The organism is Salicola sp. Rm-C-2C1-2 (assembly GCF_040196175.1).
Lineage (GTDB): Bacteria > Pseudomonadota > Gammaproteobacteria > Pseudomonadales > Oleiphilaceae > Halospina.
This window is the reverse complement of sequence record NZ_JBEFNF010000006.1, coordinates 97,740-109,483: the sequence shown is the minus strand read 5'-3', so window position 1 is coordinate 109,483 and position 11,744 is coordinate 97,740. Positions and strand designations below refer to the sequence as shown.

Below are 11,744 nucleotides of genomic sequence, written 5' to 3'. Positions count from 1 at the left end.
ATGAGTGACCAGGACTGGCGGCAGAAATATATTGCCGCACTGGAACAGCACGAACAGGACGAGAAGCAGTGGCAGGGGCGCCAGAACAGCCTGCAGCGGCTGCTTGTTCGGGTGTCGCTCGTTGCCGAGGGCCAGGATACGAAGCTGGATCGCTCACTCGGCGAGTTGCGCGAACTGGCACGCTCCGAGACGCCGGATACCGATCGCTTGATGCGGCTCCAGGAAGCGCTTGAAGAACGGGTGTCAGGATTTGATGAGGAGCGTGATGAGATCATCCGCCGGCTTCAGGAGGCCATCGCGCGCTTGATCGAACCGCTGCGTGCCAAAGCGGAGCGAGAAGATCGCCGGAAACTGAAGGCACTCGAACGTTCTCCGACGGAGACGCTGGGGCGCTTCAATGCCCTTCCGGAACTTTTTGAGCAGCTCGCGGATGTCCAGGAGCGGGTTCTTAATGCCTCGGGTGAGTCATCAACCCAAGGGTCGTTGCTACAGCGTCTTTTCGCACGCCGCGGAAAAGCGGGTGATGACAGTGGTACTGAAACCGCTTCGGGTGAAGATATGGCGGAATTCAGTGCGAGCGCCGCTGCCCGGGAAGAAGTGGCGGAGGAGGCCGGTGGACTTGAACTCGATAGTGGTGAGCCGAGTGCGAATGATGAGCAGTTCCGTAACCTCAGCGCCCGATTGCTGCAGCTGCTTCGCCACATCCAGCAGCATATTGTGCTGCCTGGACCGGCCCAGGAACGGGTTGAGCTTTTAGTTGAACGGGTTCGCGAGAGTGAGAGCTGGAGCAATCTCCAGGCGGCACTGGATGAGGTTGTGCATCTTATAGTCGCTGCTGTGGGTCGTGGACAGCGCGAATTCGAGCAGTTTCTCGCTGGGCTGGATGAGCGGCTGGTACGGTTGCGAACCCAGTTTGAAACCGGAGCGCTGGACTTTGGCCACTGGCAGGAAGTGTCCGAACAGTTTGATCAGCGTATAGATCAGGAACTGGATGAGATGGGCAGCAGTGCGCTTGGGGCGACCGAACTGGGCGGGCTGCAGCATGCGGTACGCGAGCATGTGGAACGCCTTAACGCCACTTTGAAAGAGTACCGTGAGACGGAGGCGGATCGCGAGCAGACGCTCCGGGCTCAGGTTGAGGACCTGCAGGAGAAAGTGGCTGCCATGGAAGCGGAGTCCCACGAGGCACAGAAAGAGCTCAAGAAGGAGCGGGAAAAGGCTGCTACCGATATGCTGACCCAGCTCCCCAACCGCGAGGCACTGGAGGAACGGCTGGACGAGGAGTACCGGCGCTGGCATCGCTATCGTGAGCCAACGAGCCTTGCCATTATTGATATCGACTGGTTCAAAGACATCAACGACACCTATGGCCACCTGGCCGGCGACAAGGTGCTGCAGCTTCTGGCCCGAGCGGTGCGGGAGAACCTTCGGGAAACGGATTACATCGCCCGTTACGGCGGTGAGGAGTTCATTGTTCTGTTGCCCTCCACGCCCCCGGATACGGCGGTTGAGGTACTGGAGAAACTGCGCGAGCGCATCCGGTCGCTGCCATTCCATTTCCGGCATGAGCGCGTGGAGGTGACTTTTTCCGGGGGTGTCACCGGTTTCATGGAAGTTGATGGGCCACACGAGTTGCTGGATCTTGCAGACCGTGCGCTTTATCGCGCCAAAGAGAATGGTCGTAATCAGGTGCTGTTGGGCGGTGAGCAGGACAGACGCTCCGGAGCTGAACGCTGATGCGTTTGCTGATGTTTCTCGCCATAGCGTGGGCGCTGATTCTGCCGGTTGCAGCCCAGGCGGTTCCGTTTCCTGCAACCGACAACCTCCCAGAGTTCAGTGTGGAACAGAAGCTCTGGCTGCAGGATAAGGAGCGTATCCGCCTCGGGATTCCCTCGGGAAGACCGCCGTTGGCATACCGTAATGAATTCGGTCGGGTTTTGGGCACCGAATCAGGTTATGCCCGGCTCCTGGAGCGCAAGCTGGGCAAGCGGGTGGAAATGGTGGGCGGCAACCCGCTGCTTCTGGAGCGTATGCTGGCTCAGGGTCAGATCGACGCGATCAGTATGCGCTTTGCCAACCGCTCCGCCGGTGAATACCGGTTTACCCGCCCTTACATGCAGGTGCGTTACGCCATCTATGCTCGCCGTGACAACGCCAGTATCAGCAGGCTCGGGAGCCTGGAGGATCAACGTGTGGTCTTTCTGGATGGCGACCGTTATCCCTTTGAATTGCTGGATCGCATCCCTTCCTTTACCCCACTGGCGGCGCTGACGCTCAGCGAGGCCATGGATATGCTGCGCAGCGAGGAGGCGGATGCGTTGCTTGCCCCTGTGCCCGTGGGAGATCGTTATCTGGAAAACAATGAGCTGCGTGCTATCCAGCGGGTACAGGTTCTGGAAGAGCGGCCGCTGCCTATGTCCTATGCTGTGCCCTTTGAGCAGGGCCGCCTGCGGGGGGTTCTGGATGCTGCTATTGACTCGATGACGACCCTGGAACACCGCAATATTCAGGGGGCCTGGATGGGGCACGACGTCATCTTCGGGGATCAGGAAGAGAAGGTGGTGCTCACCGCGGAGGAGCGTGAGTGGCTGGCGGATCATCCGGAGCTGAAGGTGGCCATGCGCACTGGCTGGCCGCCGGTTGAATTCCGGGGCGAAAGTGAGCTGGAAGGAGTGATTCCCGATCTTCTGGCACTGGTGGAGAAGGAGCTGGATTACACGTTTGAGCGTGTTCCGGTCCAGCCCGGAGAGAACGCGGATGCCATGCTCGGTGACGAAACGGTGGACGTGGTGCCGGCGCTGCCCCGTACGCCGGATCGTCAGGACGAACATTTGTTCACACGCAGCTATCTCAGCCTGCCTGTGGCGATTGTGGTAAGGGACGATCACCGGTTCGTGGGGGATCTGTCCGAGCTTGATGGTTCAGACCGGGTTGGTGTGGTCCAGGGCATGGCAGCTGGGGAATACCTCAATCGGCATCATTCAGCCCTGAATATCACGGAAACCGCCTCCATCAGGCAGGGGCTGAGGCAAGTCTCGGAGGATGAGCTCGATGTGATGATCACCCATATTCCGGGCGTCAGCTATAATGTTTCGCGACTCGGGCTGGATAACCTGCGTATCACCAGCATTGCGCCGTTCCAGTACGATCTGCGGCTGGCCGTGCGTGCCCAGCACCCGGAACTTGTGGGAATTCTCGGTAAGGCGCTGAGCCGGATCGACCGATCAGCGCTTGATGAGGTCTATAACCGCTGGATCAAGCTCGACGTGGAACAGCAGGCGGATTACACCGTGGTCCGTCGTGTCGCCATTATCGCGTTTCTGGTACTGGCGGCGTTCTTTTACTGGAACCGTAAGCTCTCGCGTGAGGTGGGTGAACGGGTACGCTCCGAACAGGCGCTCAGGCGCAGTGAGGAGGAACTGATTGATGCCAAACAGCGTGCGGAGGATCTGGCGGACCAGGCGGAGGAGGCGAACCGCGCCAAGAGCGAGTTCCTGGCTAACATGTCCCATGAAATTCGCACGCCCATGAACGCTGTTATTGGGTACACGGAGCTGCTTGAGCGTACCATTACGGATGACCGCCAGAGGGGCTATCTGGATTCCATCAAAGCGGGTAGCCGAAGTCTTCTGACGCTGATCAATGACATTCTGGACCTTTCGCGCGTGGAAGCGGGTAAGATGCGCTTGGAGTACGGGCCGCTGGATCTGAGTCGGCTTTTGGAGGACGTGCGGCATATCTTTGCAATCCGCGCGCGCGAAAAGGGGCTGGATCTGGTCTTTGAAATGGATCAGGACATGCCACCGGTGATGGTGCTGGATGAAACCCGCCTGCGCCAGGTGCTGTTCAACCTGGTGGGTAATGCCATCAAGTTCACCGACCATGGTGAAGTCCGGGTGCGTGTGGCCTGGAAGGAGAGCGAGGCCCCCGAGTTGTGCATCGAGGTGGTCGACACCGGCATCGGCATTCCCGAGGAGCAACAGGAGCGGATCTTCGAGGCCTTTGAGCAGCAGGTTGGGCAGAGCAGTCGGCAGTACGGCGGCACTGGTCTGGGGCTGGCGATCAGCCGCAAGCTGGTCGAGATGATGAACGGCGAGCTCAGTGTGCGCAGCCAGCCCGGCGAGGGTACGACCTTCTGCGTGCACCTGCGTGATGTGGAAACAGCGTTGGCCGCTCCGGATGTGAACGATGAGAGCGTGGCGGTGCGCTACCGGTTTGAGCGCAGCCGGGTTCTGATCGTGGATGATAATCCGGTAAACCGCCAGCTGGTGCGGGATGTGCTCGAGCCCGAAGGGCTTGAGGTGGATGAGGCGGAAAACGGTGTCCAGGCGCTGGAGCGTGCCCGCGATTTCCAGCCGGCGCTGGTGTTGATGGATATCCGCATGCCGGAAATGGATGGCTTTGAGGCTTTGCGCGCCTTTGGTGAGGATCGTCGGCTCAATGATATTCCGATAGTAGCGCTTACCGCCTCGGTCATGACCAGTGAGGCGGCGCGCATCCGTGAAGCCGGGTTCGATGGCTATCTGCATAAACCGGTTAGCCGTGAAATCCTGCTTGGCGAGCTGGCCGACTACCTTCGCCACGAACGCATCGACCTGGACTCGACGGAGGACGGGGGTGGTCGTGAGGACTTCACCCTCTGGCATGAATGTGGTGAGGAACACCAGAAGCGAGTGATGCGGGTATTGCGTTACTCGCTGATTCCCCAGGCGACGTCACTGGTCGATAGCGGCGATCCGGAAGCACTCCAGGCCTTTGCGGAGGAACTGCAGACACAAGCCCGCGAGCTTGGCGTGGAGGAGCTGGCTGTGTTTGCGAATCAGCTGGCCGACGCGGTTGATGGTTTCGAGTTGGATCGGGTCCAGCAGCTGCTGGAGCAGTTCGCCGGGGAAGGGTTTGTGCAGGACCAGGCGTAGGGGATCAAAGGCAGTCGTATTGATAGCGTTGGTTAAAAGCAACTGAGACCATGTGAACCCCTTGGCTGGAGAGATCTGCCACCAGATCCCGGTTGGTGAGTATGCGGCTGCAGATGTGGTGAATGCGTTCCTGGCGCTGCTCGTTCCGGCTGAGGTTGTCGCCTTCAAAGTCCAGCAGCAGATAGGTCTTGGGGTGTCCGTTTTCCGGAATCGTTGCCCGCTCATATCCTTCATAGCTGGCATGCAGCTGCTTCAGGGTTGCCCCCAGGCGCTCGCCAAGATCATCCTCGGCAACAGCCTGTGTGCTCAGGCCAGACAGAATCGCACTCGCCAGGAGAGTGAGCCACTGCTTTGTGAAAGGTCGGTTCATGATTGCATCCGGCGTAACAGGGCATAACGGTGTGATTATCCTAGGGTGCACGGGATAATGCAGCCGGTTTGACAGCGTTTTTACGTTTCAGTTTCTACCGTGATACAGCGATCACAGGCCCCATGTGCGCTATGCTGTGAAACAGACACACGCAACAACAGGCAGATGCTATGTATCAACTGGTATTTCGCGGGCAATGGGAATCCGGCCTGGATGAGCAGCAGGCGCGGCAGAGGGCGCAGGGTCTGTTCAAGGCCAATGATGCCCAGCTGGACAAGATGTTCTCCGGCGAGCGTGTGGTGATCAGAAACCGTCTTGATGAGGCCACGGCGCACAAGTATCAGGCCGCCATGAAGAAGAACGGGCTGGTGGCGCATATTGAGCCCATGCAGCAGGCCGGGACGGTGGAGCAACCACAAGCCCGCTCGGATGAGGGCCGTGACCCATCGCCTGCAGGCGGCGATGTGGCCGTGGAACCGGGTGACCGGCTGCCGGTGGCGGGTGAGAAGGTGGATTCCATTCTGGCCGGCTCGGATCTCAGCCTGGGCGCTCCGGGCGAGCGGCTGGGGGACACACGGGAGGAACCGGAACCCGTTTTCGAGCACCTGGATGAATGGTCGGTGGCGCCGCCCGGCGAGGATCTCGGAGCTGAAGAGGAAAAGCCCGAGCCGCCGGCGCCGGATGTTTCGCATCTGTCACTGGCTGATGAACCAAAGGCGGGCAACGGATGATAGACTGCTGCGCTCGATTTCATGCCATCAGGGGTGCGACAGAACGCCAATGACTGACACGATCCGGATACCGGTTTCCTTTGGTGAAGTACTGGATAAGATCACCATCCTCGAGATCAAGTCTGAGCGGATCGAGGATGCGGACAAGCTCCAACACGTGCACACGGAACTCGAAGCATTGAGCCAGCACTGGCAGGAGGCTATTACGGAGCCCGACCGTGTTGCTGCGGAGCGCCGGGAGCTGAAGGCGGTCAACGAGAAACTCTGGGAGATTGAGGACGCTATCCGGGAAGAGGAGGCTGCGGGGCGCTTCGGTGAGCGCTTTATTGAGCTGGCCCGCTCGGTCTATTTCACCAACGACGAGCGCGCGGCGCTCAAGAAACGGGTCAACCTCACCCTGGGGTCACGTTTCGTGGAAGAGAAATCCTATCGCGATTACAGCCGCTGATGGAGGCTCAGGCAGTCTGACGGCGCCGGGCCATCCAGTGGTCAAGCATGGCGGTGGCGTCGTCAACGGTTATCAGTTCCATGGCGCCGTTGAACTCTGCCTTGGCGCCCCAACGGGCGCTCTCGACCCGCTTGCCGGTAAAGCGCTCCAATGCCTGTGGGTAACGGTTAACGCACCACTCAATTGAGTTATAGGGACCTGAGCGGTATGGATTGGAGCTGGCAAAGAGCCCCAGAACGTCGGTGCCCATGGCGTTGGCGATATGCGCCGGTCCGGTATCCGGGGCAATGACAAGATCCGCCCGGGCCATGAGGGCCGCGAGCTGTTTCAGGGTGTCCTGCCCGCAGAGGTTGAGCACCTCTTCCTGCATTGCTTCTTCGATCGCCTGACAGTACTGCCGGTCCTGTTCCGAAGGACCACCGACCAGGATGATGCGTACCCCGTACTGGTGTACCGCGTAATCCGCCAGCGCCGCATACCGTTGTGTAGGCCAGTTCCGGAGCTCATGGCTGGCAACGGGGCTGATCACCAGGTTCGGGCGGGCAGGGTCCAGTACACGGTCCGCAAATGCGTTGTCCGTTTCGGCAACCGGGAGGTGCCACTCGGGTTCCGCTGGTTTGAGCCCCAGGGCCGTAGGGAAGCTGGCCAGGCAGTCAAGCACGTGCTGCCCGCTTCTTCTGGGGATACGCTGGTTGATGAACAGGCCGTGGAGGTCCTTGCTGCGCTCGCGGTCGTAGCCAACCCGGGTGCTCGCTGGCACAAGCAGGGCTGCAATATTGGCGCGCAGTGCCACCTGCATGTGGAACAGTACATCAAACCGCCGGCCCCGCAGCTGACGCCAGAGGTCAATGTAACCACGCAGACCGGCGCTCTTGTCGAATACAATAAACTCGACACCGGGCAGCCCCTCGAGCAGGCGCGCTTCCATCTTACCGATGATCCAGGTGATGCGTACGCCGGGCATCTGTTTCTGCAGGCTGTGTATGACCGGCAGTACATGCGTGACGTCGCCGATCGCGGAAAGGCGGAGGATGCAGATGGAGTTGACGGATGTGCCGGCTGAATCATTCAGCATGGATTAGGTCGGACTGGCCCGGGTTGGAGTCGTCTGATTGTTGCTTGCTAGAATGCCGCAGGCAGCGGGCGCACCATCACCCATCTGCATCAACGAAGGCATATCATAACGCAGTATGCCTGTGACGTCCCATTTCCCGCAGGAAATCGACGCGAGCGAATCCGATCAGGGCAGCCCCGATGAGCCATTCCTCAGACTTTTTCGGCGATGATGGTGCCCGTTTCCGGGTGAGCGCCGTCTGGTCGCCTTCATTCAACACTGATTGGTTCCGACCCGATGCCTGGGGAAGCGCTGCACGGCCGGTGGACGCGGGCGGCCGGGGTGGTGCCTGGTTCGTGACGGCGCCGGGTGGTGAACTGGTGTTGCGGTTCTACCAGCGCGGTGGGCTTATGGCCCATCTTTCCAGGGATGCCTATGTCCGCACCGGGGTTGCCCAGAGCCGGGCCTTTGCGGAATTTGAACTGCTTCAGCGCATGGTCGAACGGGGGCTGCCTGTTCCAGCGCCGGTGGCTGCTGCTTTCTGGCCGCGGGCGGGGGTATTCTACCGGGCGGCGATCCTGGTGGAGCGGCTGGAATCCGCCCAGCCATTGCCATCCGTGCTCGGTACCCTGGCAGCGGAACACTGGGAAGCGGTGGGCCGAACGGTCCGCAGGTTTCATGACGAGGGCATCGATCATGCGGATCTCAACGCCTTCAATATCCTCTGGGTTAATGGCTCGGTCTACGTGATTGATTTCGACAAGGGGCGACAGCGGGCGCGCGGCATTACGGGGGCACGCTGGCAGCGTGGCAACCTGGACCGCTTTCACCGGTCACTTTTGAAGCTGGACTGGACTGACTCGCCACTGGGGCTGGACACAGCCTGGGAGCATGTTCTTGCGGGCTACAGTGAAGGAGCGGGTCACCCATGAAGTTGACGACCCGGTATGAACGGAATCTGCACAAGCTGGGCTATTACCTCACCGCACTGTTCGACCTGTTGGTACCCCGCTCCTACTGGTTGTGGCACGGGCAGCGCCTGATGGAGGAATACGCGGCGCTGGAGCCGGAAGCGAAGGCGGAGGTGGAGGCGCGGGTGGCCTGGTACAACCGGCTGGAAGCACCGTTCAATCCAGGCCCCGAGGCGATACGGCCACAGCAGTTCTCACGCCGGGGCCAGCGATCCGCTTACTATCTCGACTTCAAGCGCCTGCTCAGGTGCCTTCCGGATGACCGCCCCTTCCGCTATGAGTTCGGGGATGTGACCTGGATACCGGAATACCCGAGTTTCGTGAAAAGCCGCCCTGTTGCGCCAGCCGGAGAGAACGCCAACTCCGTGCTGCTCAAGCTCAACCAGGTTCGCCATTACTTCATGGTGCCGGATCATCAGGAATTCCGGGATAAAGAGCCCATTGCCATCTGGCGGGGCAAGGGCAGCCAGCCCCAACGGAAGGCCTTTCTCGAGCGCTATCATGACAGCCCGCTCTGTGATGTCGGCTGCAACCATGAGGAGTCGATCGGCAAGCCCTGGCATACGGGATTCATGCCGGCCTCGGAACAGCTTGGCTACCGCTACATCGTGAGCATTGAAGGGAACGATGTGGCCACCAACCTGAAATGGATCCTCGCCTCCAATTCCCTGTGCCTGATGCGTCGGCCCCGTTACGAGACCTGGTTCATGGAGGGAGCGCTGGAACCCGATGTGCACTACGCCTGCCTGGCGGATGACCATTCGGATCTGGAAGAGCAAATCCGCTACTACAATGCCCATCCGGAGGCGGCCGAAGCCATCATCCGCAACGCACAGGCCCATGTGGCCCGCTTCATGGACACACGCCGCGAATGGCTGATCTCGCTGCTGGTCATGAGGCGCTATTTCGAGAAGGTCGAGGCCTGATGGCGCGCTATCTGTTCTTCGTGAACCAGCCCTATTCCTACTCCATCCTGCGCCCCCTCCAGGAGACCATTCGTGCACGTGGGGACGAGGTCGCGTGGTTCGTGGCCGGGTGCAGCACGGCTCCACTGCGGGAGGACGAGTTGAGGCTGGAGACGGTGCGGGAGGTCATGGCGTACGGCGCGGTCGCCACCTTTGTGCCGGGCGACTGGGTACCCTGGTTCTTTCCGGGCATCAAGGTGGAGGTGTTCCACGGTCTGGCACGAAACAAGCGGGGCCACGAGACCGAGGCGGAGAGCGACCACTACCGGATCCGCGGCTGGTTCGACCTGTACTGCACCCATGCCGAGGGAGACACTGAACGTTTCCAGGAGCTGGCCCGGGAGAAGGGATTCTTCTCCGTGGCTCATACCGGCTGGCCCAAGCTGGACCCGCTGCTGAAGGAGGCTGAGAGCCCGGGCCCCGCGGAGAGCAGCGACAGACCGACCGTATTCTTCGCCTCCACCTTCAGCCGCAGCGTAACAGCCGCCCCGGCACTGTATGACGAGATTGCCCGCATGGCCGATTCCGGCCGCTGGCATTTACTGGTCACGCTGCACCCCAAGATGGACCCGGAATGGGTGGCGCGCTACCGGGCTCTGTCAGGCCCCAACCTGACCTTCATTGAAAGTGACGAAGACCTGATCGCAACCCTTCCCATGGCGGATGTGATGCTCTGTGATACATCCTCCATCATGTTTGAATTCATGTTCCTTGATCGCCCGGTGGTTACCCTCAATACCCGCATGCCGGGGCCCTGGTTGATTGACGTGGGGGAGGCATCCGAGGTTGAGCCTGCCCTGAAGCGGGCCCTGCAGCGACCGGAACACCTCGTCGCCGCTATGCGGGCCTACTGCCGGGAACTGCACAGTTTTGCGGATGGCTGTTCAAGTGAGCGGGTTCTTGAAGCAGTTGACCGTTTCCTGGCAAAGGAGCACAGCCATCTTGCCTCCAAGCCGCTCAATCTATGGCGGAAGTTGAGGATCTGGTTCCGGCTTCAGCGCGATCTAGCTGAAACCCGTTATCAATCAACGCCCGAAAACAGGCAATGAAATCCGATTGGCGCTGCGCCAACTCGCGGCCGTTAATGCTATTGAATTGCTCATAAACGCTGTCTTTGTTATCAGCGAGCCAGTGAATCCCCTCGACTACGTCATTCACTTCGCAAAGTGCTGCCCGGACCCAGTTGACGCCTTTGAGGTTAATCCGGTCATGGGGAATGGGGAGTGCCAGATCCGGGTAGGTTGCAGGCACCAGGTAACCGGTCTCCCGGTGCCGAACCCATTCGTTCATGGGCGGGGCGTCCGTAGTGAGCACGGGGGTACCGCAATAAAGGCTTTCAAGGATGGCGAAGCCAACCCCTTCCCATTTTGAAGGCGCCACGGAAAAGTCGGCGGAGCGGTAATAGGCCAGGTTCTTCCTGTAGGAGGTGTTCCTGTGGCTATAGGTAAAGCTTTCCCCCCGAAATGGCGCCAAGGGAGAGACATCAAGGTCCGTCTGGGTTTTCAGGGTGAAGTGGATATCGTCTCTCTCGGCGAGCACCTTGCTGAACGCGTCTATTACCACCTGATGGTTACGCCGTTCGCCAAGCCCGCCGCGACCAGCATTGAACAGGAACAAGATTTTGTCCCGTGAAGGCTGTTTCTCTTGGATCGGAAGCTCGGTAATCCAGGGGTTCCGGACGACGTTCCTGAGCCCGAAGTGCTGTTCCAGCAAGTCGGCGCAGGCATGCTGTGGCGCCATGATGATGTCCACCTGGCGGAAGTCTTCCGGCCCATAGTGGGGGGGGATCCATTCGTGGTTGGGGCGCCATATGGTACGAATGCCACGTTCACGGCAGGCCTGAAAGAGGTTGGGCATGAACTGCTCAATCGTCATCACCACGTCCTTGCTGTTCAGCCATCTCAGGAATGAACGCTTGGTGTGCCATGTGGCGTCAAAATCCTTCCCTTTGCGTCCTGCCGGGATCTGGTAGATCTGAAAATCGACATCGGGGAAATGGGCCTTGAAAAAATCCCGCAAAAGACGGGATTCGGTTCCCAGGCCCCGGTTATTCATGCAATTCACCAAGCCGAATTGCGTTCGGTTGTGTTTTCTTGTGAACAACGCTGGCATTCCCCCTGGACCATCGCTTGAAGATGGGTTTCGCCGATGAGTGACAGTGCAACGGTATCCCATTCTAGGCGCATGCCGGTTGATCGGGAACCATCAACGACCTGGAGGGGATTACGGCGGCCAACGGGGAAGCTGTCGCACGGGTAATCAGCGTGCTACCATCAGCCCTCGCTAAAA

10 protein-coding genes are annotated in these 11,744 nt (G+C 59.9%); 7 read left to right on the top strand and 3 right to left on the bottom strand.

What is annotated here, in order from left to right:
* A complete protein-coding gene (locus AAF659_RS11225; RefSeq protein WP_349751846.1) occupies positions 1 to 1,737 on the top strand; it encodes a diguanylate cyclase in 1,737 nt (578 codons plus the stop codon).
* A complete protein-coding gene (locus tag AAF659_RS11220; protein ID WP_349751845.1) occupies positions 1,737 to 4,916 on the top strand; it encodes an ATP-binding protein in 3,180 nt (1,059 codons plus the stop codon). Before AAF659_RS11225 ends, AAF659_RS11220 begins: the two co-directional genes overlap by 1 nt.
* A gap of 4 nt (positions 4,917 to 4,920) precedes the next feature.
* Here the strand turns inward: AAF659_RS11220 and AAF659_RS11215 are convergent, their stop codons facing one another.
* Positions 4,921 to 5,286 (bottom strand): hypothetical protein, encoded by a 366-nt coding sequence (locus AAF659_RS11215; protein WP_349751844.1) that lies wholly within the window; start codon positions 5,284 to 5,286, stop codon positions 4,921 to 4,923.
* A gap of 170 nt (positions 5,287 to 5,456) precedes the next feature.
* Here AAF659_RS11215 and AAF659_RS11210 point away from each other — a divergent pair, with 170 nt between their 5' ends.
* Both AAF659_RS11210 and AAF659_RS11205 read left to right on the top strand, forming a co-directional pair.
* On the top strand, positions 5,457 to 6,017 hold the full coding sequence (locus AAF659_RS11210; protein WP_349751843.1) for a hypothetical protein: 561 nt from the start codon (positions 5,457 to 5,459) through the stop codon (positions 6,015 to 6,017).
* Between the two features lie 49 nt (positions 6,018 to 6,066).
* Positions 6,067 to 6,465, top strand: a complete 399-nt coding sequence (locus tag AAF659_RS11205; RefSeq protein WP_160898365.1) for a DUF6165 family protein — start codon at positions 6,067 to 6,069, stop codon at positions 6,463 to 6,465.
* Positions 6,466 to 6,472: 7 nt separating this feature from the next.
* Here the strand turns inward: AAF659_RS11205 and AAF659_RS11200 are convergent, their stop codons facing one another.
* Positions 6,473 to 7,540 (bottom strand): glycosyltransferase family 9 protein, encoded by a 1,068-nt coding sequence (locus AAF659_RS11200; protein ID WP_349751842.1) that lies wholly within the window; start codon positions 7,538 to 7,540, stop codon positions 6,473 to 6,475.
* Between the two features lie 179 nt (positions 7,541 to 7,719).
* Between AAF659_RS11200 and AAF659_RS11195 the strand changes: the two genes are divergently transcribed.
* From AAF659_RS11195 to AAF659_RS11185, 3 genes are read left to right on the top strand one after another with little or no spacing between them, the layout of a single operon-like run.
* Positions 7,720 to 8,451, top strand: a complete 732-nt coding sequence (locus AAF659_RS11195) for a 3-deoxy-D-manno-octulosonic acid kinase (RefSeq protein ID WP_349751841.1) — start codon at positions 7,720 to 7,722, stop codon at positions 8,449 to 8,451.
* Entirely contained in the window at positions 8,448 to 9,416 is a 969-nt protein-coding gene (locus AAF659_RS11190) for a glycosyl transferase family 90 (protein WP_349751840.1), read from the top strand. Before AAF659_RS11195 ends, AAF659_RS11190 begins: the two co-directional genes overlap by 4 nt.
* The gene (locus tag AAF659_RS11185) at positions 9,362 to 10,504 is read left to right on the top strand and encodes a CDP-glycerol glycerophosphotransferase family protein (protein WP_349751839.1); all 1,143 of its coding nucleotides are present in this window, start codon (positions 9,362 to 9,364) and stop codon (positions 10,502 to 10,504) included. The genes AAF659_RS11190 and AAF659_RS11185 overlap by 55 nt, the downstream gene beginning before the upstream one ends.
* Here AAF659_RS11185 and AAF659_RS11180 read toward each other — a convergent pair.
* Positions 10,413 to 11,510, bottom strand: a complete 1,098-nt coding sequence (locus AAF659_RS11180) for a glycosyltransferase (RefSeq protein ID WP_349751838.1) — start codon at positions 11,508 to 11,510, stop codon at positions 10,413 to 10,415. The two genes, AAF659_RS11185 and AAF659_RS11180, sit on opposite strands and share 92 nt — an antisense overlap.
* Between the last annotated feature and the right edge of the window lie 234 nt (positions 11,511 to 11,744).

What these genes read in the sequence shown, in the direction of transcription:
- AAF659_RS11195 (WP_349751841.1), top strand. Translation starts at nt 7,720, where the DNA reads ATGAGCCATTCCTCAGACTTTTTCGGCGATGATGGTGCCCGTTTCCGG.
- AAF659_RS11225 (WP_349751846.1), top strand. Translation starts at nt 1, where the DNA reads ATGAGTGACCAGGACTGGCGGCAGAAATATATTGCCGCACTGGAACAG.
- AAF659_RS11190 (WP_349751840.1), top strand. Translation starts at nt 8,448, where the DNA reads ATGAAGTTGACGACCCGGTATGAACGGAATCTGCACAAGCTGGGCTAT.
- AAF659_RS11180 (WP_349751838.1), bottom strand. Translation starts at nt 11,510, where the DNA reads ATGAATAACCGGGGCCTGGGAACCGAATCCCGTCTTTTGCGGGATTTT.
- AAF659_RS11210 (WP_349751843.1), top strand. Translation starts at nt 5,457, where the DNA reads ATGTATCAACTGGTATTTCGCGGGCAATGGGAATCCGGCCTGGATGAG.
- AAF659_RS11185 (WP_349751839.1), top strand. Translation starts at nt 9,362, where the DNA reads ATGGCTGATCTCGCTGCTGGTCATGAGGCGCTATTTCGAGAAGGTCGA.
- AAF659_RS11205 (WP_160898365.1), top strand. Translation starts at nt 6,067, where the DNA reads ATGACTGACACGATCCGGATACCGGTTTCCTTTGGTGAAGTACTGGAT.
- AAF659_RS11200 (WP_349751842.1), bottom strand. Translation starts at nt 7,540, where the DNA reads ATGCTGAATGATTCAGCCGGCACATCCGTCAACTCCATCTGCATCCTC.
- AAF659_RS11215 (WP_349751844.1), bottom strand. Translation starts at nt 5,286, where the DNA reads ATGAACCGACCTTTCACAAAGCAGTGGCTCACTCTCCTGGCGAGTGCG.
- AAF659_RS11220 (WP_349751845.1), top strand. Translation starts at nt 1,737, where the DNA reads ATGCGTTTGCTGATGTTTCTCGCCATAGCGTGGGCGCTGATTCTGCCG.